At 57.7% G+C, this 23829-nt stretch carries 18 protein-coding genes; 15 read left to right on the plus strand and 3 right to left on the minus strand.

What is annotated here, in order from left to right:
- The first annotated feature begins 106 nt into the window (after positions 1–106).
- From HMPREF2894_RS08950 to hemW, 3 genes are all read left to right on the plus strand, one after another.
- Positions 107–1558 carry an Eco57I restriction-modification methylase domain-containing protein gene (locus tag HMPREF2894_RS08950; RefSeq protein WP_083309918.1) on the plus strand — a complete coding sequence of 484 codons (1452 nt, stop codon included), beginning with the start codon at positions 107–109 and terminating at the stop codon, positions 1556–1558.
- Positions 1555–2511, plus strand: coding sequence for a BsuBI/PstI family type II restriction endonuclease (locus tag HMPREF2894_RS08955; RefSeq protein ID WP_083303613.1), 957 nt, complete (start codon positions 1555–1557; stop codon positions 2509–2511). The genes HMPREF2894_RS08950 and HMPREF2894_RS08955 overlap by 4 nt, the downstream gene beginning before the upstream one ends.
- A gap of 151 nt (positions 2512–2662) precedes the next feature.
- Complete coding sequence (gene hemW / locus HMPREF2894_RS06345; protein WP_070678337.1) at positions 2663–3940, plus strand: radical SAM family heme chaperone HemW; 1278 nt, start codon at positions 2663–2665, stop codon at positions 3938–3940.
- A 656-nt stretch (positions 3941–4596) separates the two neighbouring features.
- Here hemW and HMPREF2894_RS06350 read toward each other — a convergent pair.
- Both HMPREF2894_RS06350 and HMPREF2894_RS06355 read right to left on the minus strand, forming a co-directional pair.
- Positions 4597–5016 carry a DUF4870 domain-containing protein gene (locus tag HMPREF2894_RS06350; protein ID WP_070543537.1) on the minus strand — a complete coding sequence of 140 codons (420 nt, stop codon included), beginning with the start codon at positions 5014–5016 and terminating at the stop codon, positions 4597–4599.
- A gap of 263 nt (positions 5017–5279) precedes the next feature.
- Entirely contained in the window at positions 5280–6149 is an 870-nt protein-coding gene (locus tag HMPREF2894_RS06355) for a DUF3097 domain-containing protein (RefSeq protein WP_070678339.1), read from the minus strand.
- Between the two features lie 279 nt (positions 6150–6428).
- Here HMPREF2894_RS06355 and dnaJ point away from each other — a divergent pair, with 279 nt between their 5' ends.
- From dnaJ to HMPREF2894_RS09295, 12 genes are all read left to right on the plus strand, one after another.
- Positions 6429–7565, plus strand: coding sequence for a molecular chaperone DnaJ (gene dnaJ, locus HMPREF2894_RS06360; protein ID WP_070678342.1), 1137 nt, complete (start codon positions 6429–6431; stop codon positions 7563–7565).
- 151 nt (positions 7566–7716) lie between these two features.
- Entirely contained in the window at positions 7717–8496 is a 780-nt protein-coding gene (locus tag HMPREF2894_RS06365) for a 16S rRNA (uracil(1498)-N(3))-methyltransferase (protein WP_070666560.1), read from the plus strand.
- 84 nt (positions 8497–8580) lie between these two features.
- Positions 8581–9729, plus strand: a complete 1149-nt coding sequence (locus HMPREF2894_RS06370) for a PhoH family protein (RefSeq protein WP_070678344.1) — start codon at positions 8581–8583, stop codon at positions 9727–9729.
- Between the two features lie 3 nt (positions 9730–9732).
- Positions 9733–10254 carry an rRNA maturation RNase YbeY gene (gene ybeY / locus HMPREF2894_RS06375; RefSeq protein WP_070604298.1) on the plus strand — a complete coding sequence of 174 codons (522 nt, stop codon included), beginning with the start codon at positions 9733–9735 and terminating at the stop codon, positions 10252–10254.
- 9 nt (positions 10255–10263) lie between these two features.
- Positions 10264–11739 (plus strand): hemolysin family protein, encoded by a 1476-nt coding sequence (locus HMPREF2894_RS06380; RefSeq protein WP_070678347.1) that lies wholly within the window; start codon positions 10264–10266, stop codon positions 11737–11739.
- Between the two features lie 135 nt (positions 11740–11874).
- A complete protein-coding gene (locus tag HMPREF2894_RS06385; protein WP_210399405.1) occupies positions 11875–13032 on the plus strand; it encodes a GTPase Era in 1158 nt (385 codons plus the stop codon).
- Positions 13033–13220: 188 nt separating this feature from the next.
- Positions 13221–14660, plus strand: coding sequence for an LCP family protein (locus tag HMPREF2894_RS06390; RefSeq protein WP_049356922.1), 1440 nt, complete (start codon positions 13221–13223; stop codon positions 14658–14660).
- Positions 14661–15064: 404 nt separating this feature from the next.
- Positions 15065–16813, plus strand: a complete 1749-nt coding sequence (leuA, locus tag HMPREF2894_RS06395; protein ID WP_070678350.1) for a 2-isopropylmalate synthase — start codon at positions 15065–15067, stop codon at positions 16811–16813.
- A gap of 185 nt (positions 16814–16998) precedes the next feature.
- Complete coding sequence (locus tag HMPREF2894_RS06400; RefSeq protein WP_070678353.1) at positions 16999–17901, plus strand: hypothetical protein; 903 nt, start codon at positions 16999–17001, stop codon at positions 17899–17901.
- A gap of 177 nt (positions 17902–18078) precedes the next feature.
- Positions 18079–18927, plus strand: coding sequence for an undecaprenyl-diphosphate phosphatase (locus HMPREF2894_RS06405; protein ID WP_044145830.1), 849 nt, complete (start codon positions 18079–18081; stop codon positions 18925–18927).
- Positions 18928–19085: 158 nt separating this feature from the next.
- A complete protein-coding gene (mshC, locus tag HMPREF2894_RS06410; protein ID WP_070678357.1) occupies positions 19086–20402 on the plus strand; it encodes a cysteine--1-D-myo-inosityl 2-amino-2-deoxy-alpha-D-glucopyranoside ligase in 1317 nt (438 codons plus the stop codon).
- Position 20403: 1 nt separating this feature from the next.
- Positions 20404–20526, plus strand: a complete 123-nt coding sequence (locus HMPREF2894_RS09295; RefSeq protein WP_256370683.1) for a hypothetical protein — start codon at positions 20404–20406, stop codon at positions 20524–20526.
- Between the two features lie 126 nt (positions 20527–20652).
- On the opposite strand, the gene HMPREF2894_RS06415 is transcribed toward HMPREF2894_RS09295, so the two are convergent.
- Positions 20653–23811 carry a type ISP restriction/modification enzyme gene (locus HMPREF2894_RS06415; RefSeq protein WP_083309919.1) on the minus strand — a complete coding sequence of 1053 codons (3159 nt, stop codon included), beginning with the start codon at positions 23809–23811 and terminating at the stop codon, positions 20653–20655.
- Between the last annotated feature and the right edge of the window lie 18 nt (positions 23812–23829).

The following is a 23829-nucleotide window of genomic DNA, read 5'->3' on the forward strand; positions in this document are numbered from 1 at the left end:
CCGGGTTCTCTGCTGTCTAGCTTAGAAAACACATCAATTTGCGTAGGACATTCCTGAGATGACGAACTGACTTGGCACGCATCAGGGGTACAGTTACCCTTGAAGTATGGAATTTGTGGAACGCGCTGAGATACGACGACAGCAGGCTATGAGTGCTCTCGATGAGAAGAGCCAAAGCGACCAAGGTCAGTTTTTTACCCCGCTCGCAGTCGCGCAGATGATGGCGCAGATGTTGCCTCTTCCAACTTCTAATAAAGTTCGTATCCTAGACCCTGGCGCAGGATCTGGCATATTGACAGCAGCAGTTGTGGACCGATTTACACGAGAATCTCCAGAAACTAATCTTGAGATTATTGCTGTAGAAAAAGATTCTGAGCTCATTCCTGCGTTGAAGAATACTCTGAAAGATTGTTCTCGCCCAGGGGTGCATCTTGAATACGTTAATCAAGATTTTATTGAATGGGCTTTGCAAGGTCAGAGCCTGTTTGACTATGTTATTCAGAATCCACCGTATTTTAAGATTGCAAGTAAGTCAGAAGTAGCTCAAATTCTACGCTCACATGGATGCAATGTGCCCAATATGTATGCCGCCTTCATGTCTCTAGGTGAGCGCCTTTTGAAGGATGGTGGCTATCAGGTGTCCATTACCCCGCGTTCATGGATGAATGGAACCTACTACACTGCTTTTCGCCAAGAATTACTCAAAGAATCTAGTATTGATTCTATCCATAGTTTTGAGTCTCGTTCTTCTGTTTTTGGGGAGTCTGGAGTACTCCAGGAAACAGTTATCACTGGTATGTATAAGGGAGTAGCAAAATCTCATGTGCAGCTAAGTGTATCGCATGACCATAAGGGAACAGTCTCTACGCGTTTGGTTCCGTACACTCAAGTTGTAACTGGTGATTTTATCTTTGTCCCCAATACAGATTATGACGGGGAGATTATTGAGCGAATGTCCCATGCCAAGGAAACGTTATCCTCTTTGAATCTGAATGTTTCGACAGGTAAAGTGGTGGGTTTCCGTTCTCGTGAGATTCTTCTTGAGAATCAACTTGTTGGTTCTCTACCTCTCATTCATGCTTCCCATATATTTAATGGACAAGTAATCCATCCTCTTGAATCTTGCAAAAAAGAACAGTGGGTTGATGGGTTTCATCCAAATACGGCAAAAAATGTTATTTCACCAGGTTGGTATGTCCTTGTGAAGCGTTTCTCTGCGAAAGAAGAGAAGCGTCGCATAAGCGCAGCCTTGTACCATTCAAATAACTTGTTCGCAGTAGATAATAAGGTGAACTATATTCACAATAATGGCTCAGGTCTTGAAAAGGACGTCGCTATAGGAATTGAGCGATGGCTAAACTCAGCCCAAGTAGACGATTATTTTCGCATTTTCAGTGGACATACCCAGGTAAATGCTGGAGATTTGCGTCAACTTCCGTTCCCTTCAATAAGTTCTTTGCGAAAACTTGCCCATTCAAAACAACCGACTCAGGACATTTCTGAGATTCTTTCAGATAATATCGAATCTCTACAGATTAAGAAGGAGAAAGCCGTATGAGCATACATGAAGAAGCTAAAAGACTTTTGAAGCTCTTTGAGTTTGATGAAAAACGAACTAATGATATGGCAGCAAGGACTCTTCTGTCGCTGTTGAACCTTCGTGAAGGAGATACCTGGGATCAAGCAACAAATAATCGAATCGGAGTGCGTGGTCTGATGGATTGGATGAGGAATAATCTTGATTTCCCAATTGCAGAAAACTCCAGGGAGACTATACGCAGAGAGGTTCTTCATCAGTTTGTCGCGGCAGCTTTTTGCGAACACAATGATGATGATCCGAATCGCGCGACTAATTCATCAAAAAATGTATATAGGGTTAGCCCCAATGCGCTAAGTGTGATTCGCATGTATTCAGGAAGCAATGATGATACTTCTAGTGAATTTCGTATTGCTCTTGAAGAATATCTAGCATATGCTCCGAGCCTAGTGGAATTGCAACGTGAAGAGCGTAAAATACACAAGATTCCGGTTCGTATGCCCTCGAATGAAATTGCATACATTAACCCCGGCGGTCAAAATAAATTAATTAAATCTATGGTTGAGGAATTTTGTCCTCGTTTTGCGCCAGGGGGCCAGGTTCTGTATATAGGTGACGCGGATAGTAAAACATCAAATTATAACGAAGAGCTACTTTCCTCTCTTGGTATTAATCTTGATATGCACGGAAAGATGCCTGACTTGGTTGTGTATCAGAAGGATAAAAACTGGCTCTTTTTAATGGAAGCAGTAACAACTCATGGTCCAGTAAATCCTCTCCGTAAGAAAGATTTGGAATCACTTTTTAAAGGTTCGAAAGTTGGAATCGTGTATGTTTCCTGTTTCCCGAACCGACAAGTACTCCGCTCTCACCTAATGGATATTGCTTGGGAGACAGAAGTCTGGCTGGAGAGCGACCCGACTCATATGATTCATTTCAATGGCTCACGATTTATGGGGCCCTACGAAAGTTAGACATATGAGAACCCGGCTGGTGCCTCGTGTACCGCCGGGTTCTCTGCACGCTGTCTGTTGATATACCGCCCGTTGATGCTAACCGCGTAGCCGCATGCGCGGTGCCCATATTTGATTCCCCCAACCGCCACACCTAGTTCCAGGAGGCAGAATGCCCGCCCAGCCCACCGGCGCCCCCGCACCCCGCGACGGGCGCATCCCCGCCATCAGCGCGGCAGGATGCGAAACCCGCGACTTCAGCCTCTACGTACACATCCCCTTCTGCTCCGTACGCTGCGGCTACTGCGACTTCAACACCTACGCCACCGAAGACTTCGGCGACGGCATCGGCCTCGGCACCTACGCCGACGACGCCATCGCAGAAATCCTCTTCGCCGCCCGCACCCTCGAGGCATCCGGCGTCGCAAAACGCCCCATGCACACCGTCTTCTTCGGAGGCGGCACCCCCACCAAACTGCCCGCCCGCGACCTCGTGCGCATCCTGCAGGCAGCCATCGACGTATTCGGCCTCGTCGAAGGCGCAGAAGTCACCACCGAAGCGAACCCCGACTCCGTAACCCGCGAAGACCTGCAGACCCTCAAGGACGGCGGTTTCACCCGCGTCTCCTTCGGCATGCAGTCCGTCGTCCCCGAGGTGCTACAGGTACTCGACCGCACCCACACGCCGTCGAACGTGCCGAAGGTCGTCGCCTGGGCTAAGGAGGTCGGCCTGCAGGTGTCCGTGGACCTGATTTACGGTTCGCCGGGGGAGAGCCTGCACCAGTGGGAGCGCAGCGTTCGCGCCGCAATCTCCTACGAGCCGGACCACATTTCGGCGTACTCGCTCATCGTGGAGGACGGCACCAAGCTTGCCGCGCAGATCCGCCGCGGCGAATACACCATACCCGATGAGGACCTCATGGCGGACATGTACCTGCTCGCCGAGGAGCTACTCACCGAAGCCGGCTACAACTGGTACGAGGTCTCCAACTACTCGCGCAGCGAGGACACCCGCAGCGACCACAACCTCGCCTACTGGCGCAACCAGGACTGGTGGGGCATCGGCCCCGGCGCGCACTCGCACGTGAACGGTACCCGCTGGTGGAACGTGAAGCACCCGGTGCCGTATGCGCAGAAGGTGCGTGCGGGGGAGTCCCCGGCGGCGGCACGTGAGGTGCTGGACACCGCCACTCGTGCTTTTGAGACGGTTATGCTCATGATCCGTGTGCGTGAGGGCTTGGCGATGCGCGAGCTGCTCGCCGTGCACGATGAGGCGCAGCTGGGTGCCTCCCTGCGCTGGCTGGTTTCTCAAGCTCTGATTGAGCCTGATGCTTTGAATTCTCAAGCTGAACCTGACCCTGAAGCCCACGTGCGACTAACCCTCAAGGGCCGCCTGCTGGGCGATGCGGTCACCCGCGAGCTGCTCCCGGAGGTCTCTGAAGAGCACTAGAAATACCTGCTTGATTAGGGGCTTTTCAGCTGGAGCTGTGTCTTGGCTCAGATCTGGTTCAACTTCATTTGCCCCTTGTCTCTGCCGCCGCCTGCACGCGGCGTGCACCCCGGTATTGCCGTAATATTTCGGTGATTTCGGGGTGTTTTTGTGGGTTCAGAAAAACTTTTAAAAAATTTTTTCGGGTCTGTTTGGAGGGACTTTGGGGGAGCATCACACCTTACACCGGTGTGCTAATTGTTCGCATTTGTGCTGGACTAGCCGAAAGAATTTTCCACTCCTTCATGCCGCTTTTGGGATGCGTATTTTTCGATTACTTTCCTTAGAAAAAATTCTCCAAAACACCCAATTTCAAGTTGTGGTTGAAGGTTACGCTGTGCCATAATAGGTCATGGCAGGACGGTATATGTCTAACAGCGTGTTCTCGTCTTTGCTGAAGTTGAGTGAATACGGTTGTGGGCTCCTGGTAACAGGGGCCCACGATCGTTTAACAACGATTATCTACAGCACCATTCGGTAGAGTTTGCAGCAATTCACGCGCACTAGGCAAAGAAGCCCCACTTAAACGTAGAACGCCCCGCACACAACGTGCGGGGCGTTCATCGTAAAAGTTATCAGCGCGGTTCTGAGACAGCGCGGTTTAGGACCGGCAGTTCTTAGGATTCTGCGGATTCTGCGTTCTCGGTGGAGTAGAAGCGGTCCAGCAGGCGCGGGTTAATGCGGTAGCTGTACGGCTCACCGCGGTTCACCTCAATACCGGCTCGGACAGATGCAACCGCCATGAACAGCCACACGAGCGCGCCCAGAACCATGGCAGTGTTGCCCATGCCGGGCAGGAAGGACAGTACCCACAGCGCCACCAGAGCAATGGAGGGCAGGAGGGTGAAGTTCATCGCCTCGCGAGCTTCCTGCTCAGCGAAGGGTGCGTTATTGCGGCTGACGTAGAAAACCGCAGCGGAAGGGATGATGCCGAGAATACCGCCGAAATGCGCGAGAGTCGCACGGTTGCGGTCCTGAATCACGCTAATCTTACGGGTTTTCTGAGGCCCGGTTGCCGGGCGAACATCGTTAGTCACGAAAATCCTGGTTCGATAGAAGTTTCTTGTGGTGATCACCTAAGCCGGTGGATCTGCCCTCCGAGGAGGTGAATCGTTTGAGCGGTGGTGACCTAAGAGTGTAGTGATGTTGCGGCAAAACCCACAGGGGCAATGCCACACGCTCAACCATTGTACCGCTTTAGCTGGCAAAACCCACAGGATAATGCCCTGGAGGGAAAGGTTCTGAGCAAATTCACACCTGCGCCCGCATACGGGGGCGCAATAGCGGGTCTCGGGTGCGGCTAGGCACCCGGCTCGGTGAGAAAATCGATGAGCGATTCGACCGGACCGAGCAGCGTCGGATCCAGGTCAGCGTATGAGTCAACGCGGGAGAGAATATGCTTCCACGCCTGCGCCACATCCGCTTGCGTTTCGTGCGGCTGACCCAGACGACGCAGCGTGCCCTTCTTGAAGTCCTCACCGCGCGGAACCTGCGGCCACGCCTTCAGACCCAGCACCGAGGGCTTGACCGCCTGCCAAATATCGATGAACGGGTGACCCACGATCTTCACGTGCCCGGCGGCACCCGGCACGGCAAGCGCCTCGGCAACAATGCGCTGCTCTTTCGTGCCCTCAATCAGGTGGTCGACCAGAATACCCAGGCGGCGGCCCGGGCCCGGCGCGAACTCACGAATAGCGCCGGCAAGATCATCCACGCCGTGCAGCGGCTCCACAACAATGCCCTCAACGCGCAGATCGTGGCCCCAGACCTTCTCCACGAGCTCGGCGTCGTGCAGACCCTCAACCCAGATGCGGGAGGCGCGCGCCACCCGAGCCGGGGCGTTCTTCACCGCGATAGAACCGGAACGAGAAATCGTGCACTTCGGCTCCTTCGCCGCCACCGGGGCGACAATCTCAACGGGCTCACCCTCAATCAGGTAGCCCGGACCCAGCGGGAAATTCTTTACGCGACCCTTCGCGTCTTCGAGTCCGAAGAACAGGGCACCGCCGATGCGTTCAGCCTTCACGACCTCACCCACCCAGCCGTTAATATCCTCAATCAGCAGGCCGCGGCGCAGCGGCACCTTACGTGGGGCCGGCGCCTGGCGGCTCATGCGGGCGGCGTTTAGATCCTGGGCACCCCAGCCGTAGGGGGAGTGGTGGGTACTCAACGTATTCTCCTTTGGGGCGGTAGGGGCAGCAGAGCCAGTAGGGGCGGTGACCGCGCCGGAACCGTGAGACAGAACAATCAGACGGAACCGTGAGACAGAACCGGCGGGGGAACTAAAACGGGGTTCGGAGCGCACCGCAGATTAAGCGGATAGCGGGAGCGACCCCCTTTCAGCCTAGCCATTGTATCGGGTCGGGGGTAGTATCCCCTAGAATTGATACGACCATTGTTGGCGGTGCACTCATCGAGCACCGCCATCGTCTCGAGAGGAAGGAAACGCATGAGCCACTACGATACTCTCGGCGTATCGAAAGACGCCAGCCCCGAAGAGATCAAGAAGGCGTACCGAAAGAAGGCACGCCAGCTGCACCCCGACGTGAACCCCTCCGAGGACGCAGCCGAAGAATTCAAGCGCGTCACCCTCGCCTACGAGGTGCTCTCCGACCCTGAAAAGCGCCGCAACTACGACACCACCGGCGACGAACAGGGCCGCGCAGGCTACCCCGGAGGCGGCGGCTACCCGGGCGGCGGATTCAGCGGCTTCGGCGGTTTCGAGGACCTGCTGAACATGTTCACCGGCGGCGCGGCAGGCGCCCGCGGCCCCGCATCCCGCATGCGTCAGGGCCAGGACGACCTGATTACCGTCTCCATCAGCCTGCAGGATGCCGTGTTCGGTGTTGAGAAGACCATTGAGCGTCGCTCCGCCGTAACCTGTAAGTCCTGTAACGGTGAAGGCACCGCAGAGGGCACCCAGCCCGAAACCTGCACCACCTGCTCCGGTCACGGTTTCATGCAGCGCCGCGTGCAGTCCATCCTCGGTACCGTCATGCAGCAGGTCGAATGCCCCGACTGCCACGGCTACGGCACCGTCATCAAGACCCCCTGCCCTGAATGTCACGGTCAGGGCCGCGTACGTGAAGACGTGCCGCTGACCTTCAACGTTCCCGCCGGCGTGCACGACCAGGCGCGTATCCGCCTGCGCGGCAAGGGCGAGGCAGGCCTGTACGGTGGCCCCAACGGCGACCTGTACATTGACCTGAACGTCAAGCGCGACAAGTACTTCAGCCGCGAGGGCGACAACCTTGTCACCACCGTGAACATCCCCATGGTTGCGGCGGCACTGGGCACCACCATCCCGCTGAAGACCTTCGACGGCGACCAGGAAGTTGCTATCCCCGCAGGCACTCAGAGCGGCGACGTGATTACCCTCAACGGCCTGGGCGCAACCGTGCTTGGCACCGAGCGTCGCGGCGACCTGCTGGTGCGTATCCAGGTGGTCACCCCCACCGACATGACCGAAGAACAGCGTGAACTGCTGCGCCAGTTCGCTTCCCTGCGCGGTGAATCCCTCACCGAAGGTTCGCAGGTCAAGTCCCGCGGCGGTCTTTTCTCCCGCCTGAAGGACCAGTTCAAGTAGGATTCCTACACCAAGCTGAGGATGCGGCGGGTGCGGTACTCAACCCGCACCCGCCGCATTCCTGTCAGCATTGCGCTGTACGCGCCCGCGCTAAGCTATACACCTATTTCACACTCCACCCACGCTTTCAGCCCGCACCTCAAGGAGAACCATGAGCGCCCCCATCTTCTACATCAGCACGGAAGAATACGACGCACTCACCCCCGGCGCCACCTGTGCGCTCGGCGGCTCCGAAGGCAAGCACGCCCTCGTCAAGCGCCTTGAGCTCGGCGAACGCATCGACCTGGGCGACGGCACCGGCCGCCGCGCACTCGGTACGGTCGCCTCCATCAATGCGGACGGCGTGAGCGTGCAGGTGCAGGAGCTGCGCGAGGAACGTAGCGTGCCCTCCATCTACCTGGTGCAGGCGCTCGCGAAGGACGGCCGCGACCTGCTCGCCATCGAAACCGCGACCGAGCTGGGCGTGTACGGTGTGCTTCCGTGGAGCGCGGACCGCTCCATCGTGCGCTGGAAGGGGGAGCGCGCCTCCAAGGCACACACCAAGTGGCAGAACACCGTCACCGCCGCGGCGAAGCAGTCGCGCCGCGCGCTCATTCCCGAAGTGTACGACCTGTACAGCACCGCCGACCTGGTGGAACTCATTGAAGAAGTTGCCGGTGAAGGCTCCGAGCAGTCCGCCGCCGTGTTCATCCTGCATGAGCAGGCGACCGAACGCCTCAGCGCCCTGGCACGCAAGCTGGTAGAGGCAGAGAACCTGCCCGAAGAGATCTACCTGCTCGTCGGCCCCGAAGGCGGCATCAGCGACCGCGAAGTGCAGCTCTTCACCGACGCCGGCGCGCAGCTGGCACTACTCGGCGACGAGGTGCTGCGTTCCTCCACCGCCGGTTCTGCCGCCATGTGCACCCTGAACGTGGTGCTGGGCCGCTGGTAGAGCGCCCGCTACTGGATTCCCTCCGGTGCGTGGTGCATCACGCGCATCTATACTTGTAAATACATCACTAGCCAAGGAGCCCATATGACTACCTCCCGACCTCTCTCGACCGCGCGCACCGTATCCTTCAAGAGCGCCGCAGAAATGATCGCCGTGCTCGGCCCGCAGGACGCGCACCTGGCGATTATCGAGGACTACTTCGAGCAGATTAGCCTGCGTCCCAAGGACCTGGACGTGCTCATCACCGGCCCCTCCGAGGCCGTCAACACCGCCGCAAAGCTGCTGAACGAGCTGCGCGTACTCTCCAGCCACGACACGCAGATTACCGTGCAGGTCATTCACCGCCTCATGGGCATGCTCGGCGACGAACTGAGCAACCCGGCGCACTCGCTGTCCACCAGCATCCTCTCCACCCGCGGCACCACGATTCGCCCCAAGACCATTAACCAGAAGAAGTACGTGGACGCTATCGACGCGAACACCGTCATCTTCGGCATCGGCCCGGCGGGTACCGGTAAGACCTACCTCGCCATGGCGAAGGCTGTGCAGGCGCTGCAGAGCCACGAGGTGAACCGCATTATCCTCACCCGCCCCGCCGTGGAGGCCGGCGAGCGTCTGGGCTTCCTGCCCGGCACCCTCAACGAGAAGATTGACCCGTACCTGCGCCCGCTCTACGACGCGCTGCACGACATGCTCGAGCCCGAAACCATCCCCAAGCTCATGGAGGCGGGCACCATTGAGGTCGCACCGCTGGCGTACATGCGCGGGCGCACCCTCAACGACGCGTTCATCATCCTCGACGAGGCGCAGAACACCACCGCCGAGCAGATGAAAATGTTCCTGACCCGCCTGGGCTTCGGCTCGAAGATGGTCATTACCGGCGATATCACCCAGGTTGACCTGCCCGGTGGCGCCGCATCCGGCCTGAAGCAGGTGCGCAACATTCTGCAGGGTGTGGAGGATATTCACTTCAGCATCCTGGAATCCTCCGACGTGGTGCGCCACACCCTGGTCTCGAATATTGTGTCCGCCTACGATCAGTGGGGCGAAGACCAGAAGGCAATGGAACGCAAGCGCAACCGCAAGGTCAAGCGCGCCACCATCGAGGCCGCAGCTGAGAAGCTGCTGGACCGCGCTGGTATTAACGGCGGCTCCGAAAAGAACGTTGAAAAGAACGCCGCGCAGAACCAGGCAAACTCCGATAACGCACAGACCACCCCGGAAGGACGCTAAACGGTGGCAGAGATTGAATTCGACTGCGAAGAGCCCGCAACCGGTGCTGACCCGGCAACCGACGCGTTCGTCCGCGAATCCTTCGAGGCGGTAGACACCGAGGTGCTCACCCGCCTCGTCGAGCACGCTTTCAAGCGCATGCACCTTGCCGATGACACCTACCTGTCCATCGCCATCGTGAACGAAGACGAGATGGAGCGCGTGCACATCGAGTGGATGGACCTGCCCGGCCCCACCGACGTGATGAGCTTCCCCATGGACGAGCTGGAACCGGGAACCCCCGAAAACCCCTCCAGTGGTATGCTCGGCGACATCGTTCTCTGCCCGCCCGTTGCCGCACGTCAGGGCGCGGATGCGGGCCACAGCACCCTGGATGAGCTGTGCCTGCTCACCACCCACGGTATTCTGCACTGCCTGGGCTACGACCACGGCACCGCCGAAGAGGAAGCTGAAATGTTCGGCATTCAGCGCTCCATCCTCGAAGAGTTCCTGGGCCGCCCGGCACCGGTCGAAACCCGACACTAGGGGAGCGGCGTGGACATTCTACTCACAGCCCTCCTCGCCGTTCTCGCGCTCTGCCTGACCGTGGTCGCGGCAATCGCCGAAACCGCATTCACCTACCTGCCGCACAACGAGGCTGAGGAAGCGGTGGAGGCACACCCGGACACCCTCGGCGCCCGCGTCCTGCAGCGCACCCTCGACGGTGACTCTGAGGCGTACACGCACCCGCTGCGCCTGACCCGCCTCATTGCGGCAGCCGCCGCGGTGCTCGCCACCATGACCTGCCTGCTGAACCTGGTCGAGGTGCACGCGCTCGCCATCGTGCTGACCCTCGTGATTGTTGCGCTGGTGGGCTACCCGATTCTGCATGTGCTGGCGCGTGCTCTGGGACGTAACCGCCCGGTCGCGTCGATTCGTGTGCTGGCTCGCCCGGTGCACTATCTGTCGGTTCTGCTGAGCCCGGCGACCGGTCTGCTCGATAAGCTCAGTGTGCGCCTGGCGCCGGAACGTTCGGCTGAGGCCCCGGTGGGCGTGTTCGATGAGGAGGAGCTGCGCGAGTTCCTGGACCGCGCCTCCGACGCTGAAACCATTGAGGACGACGAGGCGCAGATGGTGCAGTCCGTCTTTGAGATGGACGATACCCGCATCCGTTCGCTCATGGTTCCGCGTACCGACATGCTCACCGCCAGCCGTGACACCCCTCTGCGTGAGGCGCTGAGCCTGTTCCTGCGTTCGGGTTATTCGCGCATGCCGGTGATTGGTGATTCGAGCGATGAGATTCTGGGCGTGCTCTACCTGAAGGACGCGATGCGCGCCTTCATCCTGCATTCGGAGTCTCCGGAGGGTACCGCCCTGCCGACCGTGGTTGAGCTGATGCGCCCGGCTCGTTTTGAGCCCGAGTCGAAGCGCGCCATGGACCTGCTGCGTGAGATGCAGCGCGAGTCCACGCACGTGGCGATCATTGTTGATGAGTACGGCGGCACCGCCGGTCTGATTACCCTTGAGGACCTGATTGAGGAGCTGGTCGGTGACATTTCTGATGAGTACGACCGTGAGCGCCCCGAGTACACGCTGAATGACGACGGCACGTTCCGTCTCTCTGCCCGTCTGGGTATTGATGAGCTGGGCGAAATTTTCGGTCGTGAACTCGACGATGAAGATGTTGATACGGTGGGCGGTCTGCTCGCTAAGCATCTGGGTATGGTGCCGATTGTCGGTTCTGAGATTGAGATTGACGGCATTCATATTCGTGCGATTGGTTCGTCGGGCCGCCGCCACCAGGTCGATATGTTGCAGGCGTGGTATGAGCCGCCTCGTGATGAGCAGCAGAACGCTGAAGGTTCCACGGCGTCTAATTCCCCGGCCTCTAATTCCCCGAAGTCTGAGGTTGCTGACATCCTCACCGTGGATACCGACCCGCCCGCTGTAGCTGAGCCGCATGCGCATCCGGATCTTCCGGGAGATATTGCAGAGGCTGAACCGGCAATCGATCAGCACGGCAACCGCTAGATATCGAATATAGACACCGCATTTTCCCTAACACACTTTGAGTCGGCCGCCCCGCCCCGGAAGGCGCAGGCAGATGAGGCTGGCATCCCATACCCCGCACGGGGTTTGACCCCGGGATTTAACAAGGAGAAACACATGGACCAGGAGTACACCCCGCTCGATTTGAGCACTCTGGACTTGAGCACCCCGCTACCGACCTACCCGGAGAATTTCCGTTCGGGCTTCGCGTCGCTGGTGGGCCGCCCGAATGCGGGTAAGTCTACTCTGACGAACGCTATGGTCGGTCAGAAGGTGGCTATCACCTCGAACCGTCCGCAGACGACCCGCCACACGATCCGCGGTATTGTGCACAAGGACGAGTACCAGCTGATTCTGGTGGACACCCCGGGTATTCACCGCCCCCGCACTCTGCTGGGTGAGCGTCTGAACGACCTGGTGGCGAGCACTCTTTCGCAGGTGGATGTGCTGGGCTTCTGCATTCCGGCGAATGAGAAGATCGGTCCGGGTGACCGTTACATTGCGTCGCAGCTGGTGGCGTCGAGCAATAAGCCGGTGGTTGCTATTGTGACCAAGGCCGATACCGTGAACTCCGACGAGCTGCGTGAGCAGCTGCTGGCTGTTGAGGCGCTCGGCGAGGAAGTCATGAGCGCTGAGCGTGCGGCTCGTGCTAAGCGCGCCGCGCATCGTGCGAAGCAGAAAGGTAAGGGCCCCAAGGGTAAGGGCGGCAAGAATGATGCTGTGCCTTTCGCGAAGGGTTCGGGCCCTGCGGCTAAGCGCCGTGCCGGTGAGGTCGCTGAGCCGATGCCGGTTGACGGTAAGGGCGGCTGGGCTGCGATTATCCCGGTGTCTGCTGTGAAGCATTTCCAGGTGGATGCGGTTGCTGACCTGCTGGCGCAGTACACTCCGCTGTCGCCGCCGCTGTACCCCGAGGGTGAGCTGACCGATGAGCCGGAGGCAACCCTCATTGCGGAGCTGGTGCGTGAGGCAGCTCTGGAGGGTGCGCGTGAGGAGCTGCCCCACTCGATTGCTGTGACGGTTGAGGAGATGGAGTTCCGTGAGGGCCGCCCGGAGGATAACCCGCTGCTGGATGTGCACGTGAACCTGTTTGTGGAGCGTGAGTCGCAGAAGTACATCATTATCGGTAAGGGCGGCTCGAATCTGCGCAAGATTGGTACGAAGGCTCGTGAGCAGATTGAGGCGATGCTCGGTACCCGCATTTACCTGAATATTCATGTGAAGGTTGCGAAGGAGTGGCAGTCTGACGCGCGTGCGTTGAACCGTCTGGGATTCTAGTAGCTTTCCTGAGCGCATCGCCCTGAGGGGTTTGTCCTTGGGGGCGGTCGCGCATCCATAGTTTTCACCCGGTGGCTTGCAGAAATATGTGCATGCCTCCGGGTGAAACTTTTCACTCTCATTCGGCGCTCATAGGGAAGAGTGTTACTCTGAGAAAGCACTTGCTCACCGGCAGAAAGAGAAAAGGTATGCCCCAGGCACCTCGTTTACGAAGCACCGGTCGTCATATGCGCACGACGGTGATGACTTCAAACCGCAATAAGTGGATTGCTCTGCTTACTGCTTGCATGCTCGTCATTGTTGTTGGCTTTGGTGGCGTGTTGGCTCTGCGTATGCGCAATAATCTGCATACTCAGGAGCTGAACATCAGCAATTACAAGAACGGCCTGGAGAACGGCGCCTTGGACATTCTCGTGATTGGCTCCGACACCCGTAAGGGCAATAACGGCGCGTACGGCGATGAGGATGACCGCAATTCTGAGGCTCGCGCGGACGTGATGATGCTGCTGCAGATCAGCAAGGACCGTAAGAACGTGAGCGTGCTGTCGTTCCCGCGTGACCTGATGGTTGATGTGCCGCAGTGTACTGATCCTGAGAGCGGCACCGTGTACCCGGCTGAGGAGAACGTTCAGATTAACGAGTCTCTGTCTCGCGGTGGCCCCGGTTGTACTGTGGCAACCATTAGCAAGCTGACCGGTGTGAATATTGACCACTTCATGTTGGTGGACTTTAACGCTGTGAAGGAGCTGTCGAAGGTTGTTGGCGGCGTTCAGGTGTGTGTGGACGCTCCGATTGATGACGAGTACAGTGGCCTGAAGCTTCCTGCGGGTACTTCTACTGTTGAGGGTGAGCAGGCTCTTGCGTTCTTGCGTAGCCGCCACGGCTTCTCGGATGGTTCCGATATTGGTCGTATTCAGGCTCAGCAGGGCTTCTTGTCTTCGCTGCTGCGTAAGGTGAAGAGCGAGGGTACTCTGTCGAATCCGGGCCGTCTGATTAATATTGCTGAGGCGATTACTCAGAACGTGACGGTGGATAAGAACCTGGGTAATATCAGCACTCTGGTGGGTGTTGGTGCGGCTCTTGGTGGCGTGGACCTGTCGAATGTTGTGTTTGCGACGGTGCCGACTGAGCCGTGGAGCCAGGATGAGAACCGCCTGCAGGTTTCTGCGGATGCTGCGAACGTGTTCCAGCGTCTGCGTGACGATAAGTCGCTGAAGGAGGAGAAGGCTCCGGAGGCGCCGGCTACTTCTGCCGCTCCGGTTCAGCTGGATCGTACGGTTCCGGTGAACGTGTACAACGCGACCGGTCTGGATGGTCGCTCGGCTACGATCGCTTCGGTGATTGAGGGCCTAGGCTACACGAATGTTACTCCCGGTACTTCGGCTAACCCGACGAACTTCACCACGGTGTTCTACTCGACCGGTTACGAGGCGGAGGCGAAGGAAATCGCCGCGAAGCTGAACGTGACCCGCGTGGTGGCTACTGAAGAGGTTCTGGGCGTGTCGGTGACGATTGGTACTGACTTCCCGTCCGGTGAGGCGATGGAGAAGCAGGAGGCTGCGATTGCGGGTAACGCGACCGGTCAGACTGCTGATCAGCACAAGTGCCAGACTGCTTTCGCCTACTAGGTTGTAGCTAGTAGAACATAGCGCAGATACGTGAATATTGAGTGAAGGGGCGTAGCGCCAGAAATGGTGGCTGCGCCCCTTTGTCGTTGATTCTTTCCAGATGATGGACGGCTTCCCGGGTGCCCTGCCGCCGCCTCCGACCCCTGTGATAGCGTGGAGGCATGACTATTGACGGTGAGAGCATGCGTGGGGTTACCCGCCAGGCAGTGAACCTGCTGCTTATTCGCCGGAACGGGGCACACTAGAATCTGCCGCGACCGTTCCGGCTTTTTGACGCGGCATCTCACCTTTGCATCCTTTCTGATGCACCGCCTTGACCACGGCTGCCGGGGACCGATACCCGGCACGGTACGAGCCCCACAATTGGGGTAGAGCGAGACGGACCAACCCACAGGAAATTCATCATGAAAAACCACCAGAAGCCCAGCCCCATGCCGGTACACAAGTACCGCCCTTTCCACGAGCAGATTGTTGTTGACCTGCCGGACCGCACCTGGCCGGATAAGGTCATTGAGAAGGCTCCGCGCTGGTGCGCAGTGGATCTGCGTGACGGCAACCAGGCGCTGATTGACCCCATGGACACCGACCGTAAGCTTGCGATGTTCAAGCTGCTGGTGAAGATGGGTTACAAGGAAATTGAGGTTGGTTTCCCTTCGGCGTCGCAGACTGACTTTGATTTTGTGCGCACTCTCGTTGAGGACGGCCACATTCCTTCGGATGTGACCATTCAGGTTCTGGTGCAGGCGCGTGAGCACCTGATTGCCCGCACTTTTGAGGCGATTGAGGGCGCACCTCAGGCGATTGTGCACTTCTACAACTCGACCTCCGTTCTGCAGCGTCGCGTGGTGTTCAACCAGGATCAGGAGGGCGTGCTGGATATCGCCCTGCAGGGTGCGCGCCTGTGCCGCAAGTACGAAGAGCAGATGATCTCTGACACTAAGGTCATCTACGAGTACTCGCCCGAGTCTTTCACCGGCACTGAGCTGGAGTACGCGGCTCGCGTGGTGAACGCTGTGGCTGAGGAGCTGGAGGTCGGTCAGAACGGCCGCGAGCTGATTGTGAACCTGCCCGCTACCGTTGAGATGGCTACCCCGAACGTTTACGCTGACTCTGTCGAGTGGATGCACCGCAACCTGAACCACCGCGAGCACATTGTGCTGTCGCTGCACCCGCATAATGACCGCGGTACCGGCGTGGCTGCTGCTGAGCTGGGTTACTTGGCGGGTGCTGACCGTATTGAGGGTTGCCTCTTCGGTAATGGCGAGCGCACCGGTAACGTTGACCTGGTGACGTTGGGCCTGAACATGTACACCCAGGGTGTGGATCCGCAGATTGATTTCTCTGATATTGACGGTATCCGTAAGACTGTTGAGTACTGCAACCAGCTGAAGGTGCACGAGCGTTCGCCGTATGGTGGTGACCTGGTGTTCACCGCGTTCTCTGGTTCTCACCAGGACGCTATTAAGAAGGGCTTTGAGGCTCTGGAGCGTACCGCTGCTGAGGCTGGTAAGACCGTGGATGAGGTTTACTGGGAGGTTCCGTACCTGCCGATTGATCCTCGCGACCTGGGTCGTACCTATGAGGCGATTATTCGTGTGAACTCGCAGTCCGGTAAGGGCGGTATGGCGTACCTGCTGAAGCAGGATCACGGTCTGGATTTGCCGCGTCGTGCTCAGGTTGAGTTCTCAAAGATTGTTCAGGCTCGTACTGACGCTGAGGGCGGCGAGATGACCAGCGAGAAGCTGTGGAACATCTTCGCGGATGAGTACCTGCCTGCTGCTGATCCGCAGAACCGTTGGGGTAAGTACCGTATTGAGTCGATTAACATTGATTCGGCTGATACTGGTGCGACCAATCTGCGTGTTGGTCTGAACATTGATGGCCACACCTACACTCGTTCCGCTTCGGGTACCGGTCCGGTGGATGCTCTGCAGAACATCCTTTCGGGCGAGGGCGTGGATATTCGCGTGATGGATTATTCGGAGCACACCATGTCGTCTTCGTCGACTGCTAACGCTGCCTGCTACGTTGAGGCTGCTGTTGGTTCTCGCGTACTGTGGGGCATTGGTGTGGACAGCTCGACGACTCGTGCGGCGTTGAAGGCGATGATTTCGGCTGTGAACCGTGCGCTGCGTGATGAGCGCCAGGCGTAGGCGATAGCCGTACATATTTCGTGCGGGGTTGGCGGGTGACCGCTGGCTGGTGACCATTGACCGTGCATGATGTGGGGGCGGGATGCATACTGGGAGTATGTATCCCGCCCTTAGTCGTTTAATGTGCGCAGGTGTTGTGTGCATCGGCGTGCTGTGGGGCGAATAATCTGCAGGGAGGAACTCTCATGAAAAGCTACGCGATGGTGTTTAGCCCCGTTGATGCGGCGGGCACCGATTCTTCTGTTCGTGCCTGGAATTATGAGCTGCGCGGTGGTGATGATACTGCTCTGCCTGCCGGTTCCGCCGAGGTGTGGGAGGCTGGCTGGGTGGGTTCGGCTGGTCCCGGTATTGAGCAGGATCAGTGGCCGCGCAGTACGTTTACTGGTTTGCCGATGCAGCATATTTTTACGGTGAGGTTGCCGGGGGAGTACCTGCCGGATGCGCAGAAGTATCCGGGCGTTGTGGCGTTCTCTTTCTTCGCCGGTGATGGCCAGTTCGCTGAGGATGAGGCGACTGAGGGTGTTGCTAATGCTGCTAGTGATGACCCGTTTGAGGTGCAGTATGCGCGGGCGCGGGTGCATCCGTATCAGTTGTTGTTGCGCGATATTTTGGATGCCGAGTTTGCGGTGCTGTACCTGAATGAGGAGGAGTTCTCGTCCCGTACACAGCCACCTGAGGATGTGCGCCGACCCGGTGAGCACCGCGGTGAGGAGGAGAGCTTCAGCGCCTGGGCGTTGGCGGATCAGCAGCCGCCGCTGGCTCGTAAGCCTGCTCTGGTGGGGTGGGTTCCGACGGATGACCCGAATGCCGGTAAGGTCCCCAGTGATGTGTTTGAGAATGTGGACCCGCAGACTGGTTATCTGAGTCCTTTCGATTGGGATGCTGAGGATTCGGCGTGGTTTGAGTGGGCGAAGCCGCTAATTGCGGTGGGTACTCATCTGGGCGGCACTCATTTTTATGCGCAGAGCCTGCCGGAGGGTATGACGGCTAGTTATATTGAGTTCGATGAGTTTGATGTGCTGAATTTTGGGTGCGGTAGCGCTGTTTTTGATTTTGAGACCGGTGTTTTTGACTGGTCGTGCGGCTAGTACGCTTGCGCAGGAGAGCGCGCCGTTGACGCGTCTTTGAGCCGTGGATGCACCGCGGTGTACCTCCTGAAACGGCACCCTGAGCGTTTCACAGTGTGGACGGGGTGGTTTGCGGAGGTTCCACATCACCTTCGGCGAACCGCCCCGGGCGGGTGCGCCTCCTGTATCCTTGAATGCGTGGAATGGATTCAAGCAATTATTTTGGGCTTTGTTCAGGGCCTGACCGAATTTCTGCCGATTTCGTCATCGGCGCATCTGAACATTGTTGGCCAGATCCTGCCGGAGAAGGCTGACCCGGGCGCCGCGTTTACCGCAATCACCCAGCTGGGTACTGAGACCGCGGTCTTGATTTTTTTCTGGCGCGATATTGTGCGCATTGTGAAGGCGTGGTTTGGCGCTCTTACCGGTCGTGTACCGCGCAATGACCCGGATGCCCGCATGGGTTGGCTGATTATTATTGGCTCCCTGCCCATCGGCGTTCTGGGTCTGCTGTTGGAAGACTACATTGACACGCAGTTCCGTAGCCTGTGGATTGTGGCGACCATGCTGATTGTGTTTGCTGTGTTCCTGGGCCTTGCGGACCGTTTTGGTCGTGAGCAGCGTGAGCTGAAGGACCTGACGTTCCGTCACGGCCTGCTGTACGGTTGCGCACAGGCGCTGGCACTGATCCCGGGTGTTTCCCGTTCGGGCGGTACGATTACTGCGGGTCTGTTCATGGGTTACACCCGTGAGGCTGCGGCACGTTACTCGTTCCTGCTGGCCATGCCCGCCGTGTTCATGTCTGGCCTGTACAAGACCTTCAAGGTGGTCACCGGCGAGGAGGCGACCGGCTACTACGGTATTCCCTCGACTATCGTGGCTACTCTGGTTGCGTTTGTGGTGGGTTACCTGATGATTGGCTGGTTCCTGAAGTACGTGTCTTCGAAGTCCTACGGCATTTTCATCTGGTACCGCATTGCGCTCGGTATCCTGATTTTCGTTGGTCTGGGCACTGGCGTTCTGAACGCTACTTCTTCGGCGTTCTAAGGCTTTAGCCCTCAGCGTGATATGACATACCCGTCCGTGAGTTTCTCACGGGCGGGTATTCTTATTGGAGTAGATTTTTTGGCACCCGCATGCCTTGAGGTTGGGCGGCGGGTGTGGCGCGTCCACCGGTTGTGGGCGTTTTTACGGAAAGGAAACCCATGCGAGCTTGGGATGCCCCGGCCTCTGTGACTCTGCCCGGTCAGGCTGCGCTGCCGCGTATTTTTGATACTGCGGCTGGTGAGATTGTTCAGGTTCAGGAGGATAAGGCGGCGAGCCTGTACGTTTGCGGTATCACCCCGTACGACGCGACGCATATGGGTCACGCCTCCACCTATGTTGCTTTTGACTTGCTGCACCGCGCCTGGCTGGATGCGGGCGTGCCGGTGACGTACGTGCAGAACGTGACCGATGTGGACGACCCGCTGCTGGAGCGTGCGACTGCGACGAACGTTGATTGGCGTGAGCTGGCTGAGGATCAGACGGAGCTGTTCCGCACCGATATGAAGGCGCTGAACGTGATTCCGCCGGCGCACTATGTGGGTGTGGTGGAGTCCATTGAGTGGCTGTTCCCGCTGATTGAGGATTTGCTGCGCCGCGGCCTGGCGTACCGCGTGCCCGGTTTCACGGATGAGCAGGGTGTGGTGCATCCTGACGGTGACGTGTACCTGGATCTGAAGGCTGTGCGTGAGCTGCCCGCGAACGCTGAGGGCTACTCGTGGGCGCCGGGCGAGGTCTGCCACTTGAGCCGTGATGAGATGCTGGAGATTTTCGCTGAGCGCGGCGGCGACCCGAACCGTGCCGGTAAGCGTGACGCACTGGATCCGCTGCTGTGGCGTATTGAGCGTGAGGGCGAGCCGAGCTGGGATGCCGGCGAGCTGGGCGCGGGCCGCCCGGGCTGGCACATCGAGTGCACGATGATTGCCCGCCGTTTTGTGAATGGTTCGCTGACCGTTCAGGCTGGCGGTAACGACTTGACGTTCCCGCACCACGACCTGGGTGCTGGCCATTCGTGGGCTGTGTCTGCACGCCCGCACGCTAAGCATTACGCGCACACCGGCATGGTTGGTTTGGATGGCCATAAGATGAGTAAGTCCCGCGGTAACCTGGTGTTGGTTTCGCGTCTGCGTGCGGCCGGTGAGGATGCGAACGCGGTGCGCCTGGCGATTATGGGTCAGCATTACCGTTCGGATTGGTTCTGGACTGATGAGCTACTGGAGCACGCGAAGGCTCGCCTGGATACCTACCGTCATGCGGTGTCGGTGGCTGAGGGCCGTGAGGGTTCTGAAGGTGTCACCGATGAGGCGGCTGTTGAGCTGCTGACCGCTGTGCGTGAGGCACTCGGTGAGGACCTGAACGCACCGGCTGCTCTGGCGGCTGTGGATGCGTGGGCGGTGAAGGCTCTGGCGGACACCACCGTCGGTGGCGGCGCGCTGGTGCGTGACATCCTGGCGGCACGCCTGGGCGTGGTCCTCTAAGATGGCTTCGTCGGTCATGGAGGAGCTGTACGCTCTTCGCCCGTATGACCGTGAGACGGTCGATGCGCTCGCCGCAGAGATGTTAGCTGAGGTGCGCGCGTACGAGGCGCAGAAGGAAGCGTAGGGCTTCTGAGAGCAACAAGAGGGGTGGGTGACTCTGGAATAATCCAGGGTCACCCACCCTTTTTGCGTTTAACCGGTTGTGAAACCCGATAACTGATGCTGCTCATCAACGGCTAGTTTTGAGCGGCTAGTCTTCGGTGTCTACAAATTCCTCACGGAAAATCTGCTCACCGGCGAGAACCTCATCAAGGAGCTTCTCCTGAGCAGGTTCCAGATGCACCAGGTGCGTGAGAGTGTAGAGCAACCGCTCGTACTCTTCGCTCCAAGCTTCCGGCCATTCTCGCTGAACGATGTAGTCCAGAGGTGAGCTACTGCGTACTTCCGGCTTCTTGAGGCGGTATTTAGCCCACAGACCCAGCACCTGGTTGCCGCCGATGGTGTAGTCGAAAACGCGCTTCTCCACGTTCTCGCAGCGAGCCTTACCGAAGGAGACCGTACCTGTAACCGGGATGTTCTCTTCTTCAGAGAGACTATCGGTGACCGGGTCGGGAGAGAAACTAGGCTTCTTCTCCGGCATCGTCTTGCCCATGTCTACCGTCGGGGTCGGCAGGGCGTAGTCTACACCACCCGGTAGCGGTTCACCGCGTTCACCGTAGGTGTGTAGCCACACAACCTGCTTGCCGAGCTGAACGGCGCGTTCCCAGAGCGCAGGGTCAGCGGTGAGGGGCACACGAATACCCGCCTGCTGGAGCGGCTCGTCAAAGGTGCGCACGTAGCCGGGGTGTCCGGTGAGCGCCGCCAGGTAGTAAACGAGGTCACCCGGGGCATTGTTACCGAAACGCTCACGTAGCATCTGCGTGGCAGATTCGGTAAGGTTCGGAATACCACTAACAGTAAGTACAGGGTGAGCTCGTCCGCCTTCACTCCCCTTGAAAGAATTCATGTCAGGGATAAGAGCGCTAAAATACAGGCCCGGACCTGCTTTAGGATGTCGTGAGTGCTGCTCAACGATAAAAATCTGCCCAGGAACACGGTATTCCCAGAGTTCGGGACGGGCTCTCTCCAAAAGACGAGAATCAGCCAAGATATACTGCCGGTCAAAGGAACGATATCCTACCGGTACAATATTCGGTGCATCCGGGATGAGCTCGCGAGCAATCTGGTCGTTAAGGCTTTCATGACTTCCTTGGAAAGTATCTTCTCCGGGAAGCGGTTTTTTACCTGCGAAGATACTGGTGCTACCAGTTTTCTTAAAACGCTCAGCACGTACTTCCAGGTCATTACCCTCAATCAGCTCAGCCCACCGTTCCTGCAGAACATTTTCTGAAGGAGCGTAGACCCAGGTCTTATTGGGTTTCACACCCTGAAAATTTTTGGTATAAAAATCTACCAGTTCAGGGTAGCTATCCCAGTCACCGCCAGCTTCGGGAGCAAACTTATCTCCCCAGCCGGAACGTACCGGCTCAAACTCTGCACCGTCCAGGTCGAGGGCAGCGAGGGCTTGCATTTTCTCAGCAAAGGTACCGTGCAGGGCAACGTAGCGAATATCCGCGGGGGTTTCCTCATCGGTATCTTCTTCCCGTAGGAAAAGAGCAATGGACACCGGGGTCTCAATGGCAAAGATAGCGTTCTCCGCCGGAGGCTGTAGGCCTTCGGGGGTCACATTAATAATCCAGCCGCGGCTAGACGAACGGCGAATATACTCGCGCATTCCCGCGAAACCAGGTCCTTTCAGATAGCCGTCTGCGGTAATGAAACAGACTACGCCCGCATGTTGAGCGATATCGGGCTGACCCTCCAGAGTACGGAAAGAATCCTCAAAGACCTTCCAAAAAGCCCATCGCCAGAAATAGACGTACAGGTTCTTCAACACATACTCGTACTTGCCCATACTGGGGGCACGGAAGTCGTTCAGAATGGGAGAGTTTTTTTCTTTCTTATCCTTTTTCTTGTAGCGGTGCCCAGATTCAACCCAGCCACCCATACCCTGTGCTTTGTCTTTGTAGGGCGGGTTGCCGATGCACACCTGAATGGGGACCTCACGCTTTACTCTGGTTGCCTTATTCGACAACTGAGAGAGCAAGCGTAGAGTATTACCACTCATAGGCTTTGCCCTTGAGTAGGGATTATGCAATGTATCTGCCACATAGAGGTTCAAACCATCCTTGGGAACCTCAGCACCCAGCTCCTTAAGAGTCTGGTTGAGGCGCAACTCAGCCACGGAGAAAGGACCCGACTGCAGCTCAAATCCGTACAGATTCTTTGCCAGACGATTCAGAGCGCGAGTACGCGCAGCGGGAGCTAGGCTCTCCGTCTTCGCTACCTTATGCATGACTGACAGAGGATAGGTGCCGGTACCCATCGCCGGGTCAATTACGGACACACCCTCACTTGCCAGACCGTGCTCCTTACCCAAGTAGGTGCGCAGGGCGTCATCCACTAGACGCACCATCTGGTCTACCACCTCAACGGGGGTGTAGTAGCTACCGGTCTTTTTGCGTTGTTCGGGATTGTAAATACTTAGGAAATGCTCGTAAAGATGCAGATATACATCTGCCTTTCCCCCGGAGATATATTCCCAGGAGGCAGCGCCCATGACTCGCACAATGACGGCTAGAGCGTTATACAGTGAGCTCTTCTCATCCAGATGTTCGGTGAGCAAACCCAGCGCATTACCCAGCAGACCGTGCTGAGAACGCAATCGATTAGCCATAGTTGATAGAGATTCAATGCTGAGGTTATGCCCCTCAGATAGTGCAACGACCAGCGAGAATACCACCGTCTGCGCAAAGCTATCAGCAAATTCCTCATCACTAGTATTCGGAGCTAGGGTATCTCGCCAATCCTTACGCAGACCCACCAACGGAGGAGGAAGAACTTCATCTTCTTCACCCCTACTCTTAGCTTCTTCCTGCTCTTTCTCATAGAGTTTCTTCTGATCAGAAAGTCCTCGTAGCGCTTCTTCACGTAGCAGAGCCGCAAGAGGAGCGAGAGTTTCCACCAACTGGTCGGCACTCGTAATCGAAATCGGAGTCCAACGCAAAAAGTTCAGGAAGAATGCAGAGAGTGAATCTGGTGCACTCCATTTGCCCCTCCATACGAAAGATTTACCCTTCTTAGTAAATGAGCCGTCCACGTGCACTGCCTCGTACCCGGAGCTTGTTTGTACCGGCTCGCCATAACGGTACAGGCGCCATTCGGTACCGTTGGTGTACAAAAGGTTCGGGAGGTTCCGCAGACGCTGCCACTGCCTATACTCGTGGCCGTTCTTAGCAAAAGAAGCTGGGTCAATGTTCTTATCCGGAGCCTTGAGCTCCACATAACCGGTCAAAACACCATCGACCATGATGGCGTAATCAGGGCG

This window comes from Rothia sp. HMSC066G02 (assembly GCF_001813145.1).
Classification (GTDB): domain Bacteria; phylum Actinomycetota; class Actinomycetes; order Actinomycetales; family Micrococcaceae; genus Rothia.

Excerpts from the sequence above, each read along its gene's own strand:
- hemW (WP_070678337.1), top strand. The coding sequence starts at position 2,663 with ATGCCCGCCCAGCCCACCGGCGCCCCCGCACCCCGCGACGGGCGCATC.
- HMPREF2894_RS06365 (WP_070666560.1), top strand. The coding sequence starts at position 7,717 with ATGAGCGCCCCCATCTTCTACATCAGCACGGAAGAATACGACGCACTC.
- HMPREF2894_RS06370 (WP_070678344.1), top strand. The coding sequence starts at position 8,581 with ATGACTACCTCCCGACCTCTCTCGACCGCGCGCACCGTATCCTTCAAG.
- HMPREF2894_RS08950 (WP_083309918.1), top strand. The coding sequence starts at position 107 with ATGGAATTTGTGGAACGCGCTGAGATACGACGACAGCAGGCTATGAGT.
- HMPREF2894_RS09295 (WP_256370683.1), top strand. The coding sequence starts at position 20,404 with ATGGCTTCGTCGGTCATGGAGGAGCTGTACGCTCTTCGCCCGTATGAC.
- HMPREF2894_RS06385 (WP_210399405.1), top strand. The coding sequence starts at position 11,875 with ATGGACCAGGAGTACACCCCGCTCGATTTGAGCACTCTGGACTTGAGC.
- dnaJ (WP_070678342.1), top strand. The coding sequence starts at position 6,429 with ATGAGCCACTACGATACTCTCGGCGTATCGAAAGACGCCAGCCCCGAA.
- HMPREF2894_RS06415 (WP_083309919.1), bottom strand. The coding sequence starts at position 23,811 with ATGGTCGATGGTGTTTTGACCGGTTATGTGGAGCTCAAGGCTCCGGAT.
- HMPREF2894_RS08955 (WP_083303613.1), top strand. The coding sequence starts at position 1,555 with ATGAGCATACATGAAGAAGCTAAAAGACTTTTGAAGCTCTTTGAGTTT.
- mshC (WP_070678357.1), top strand. The coding sequence starts at position 19,086 with ATGCGAGCTTGGGATGCCCCGGCCTCTGTGACTCTGCCCGGTCAGGCT.
- leuA (WP_070678350.1), top strand. The coding sequence starts at position 15,065 with ATGAAAAACCACCAGAAGCCCAGCCCCATGCCGGTACACAAGTACCGC.
- HMPREF2894_RS06400 (WP_070678353.1), top strand. The coding sequence starts at position 16,999 with ATGAAAAGCTACGCGATGGTGTTTAGCCCCGTTGATGCGGCGGGCACC.
- HMPREF2894_RS06390 (WP_049356922.1), top strand. The coding sequence starts at position 13,221 with ATGCCCCAGGCACCTCGTTTACGAAGCACCGGTCGTCATATGCGCACG.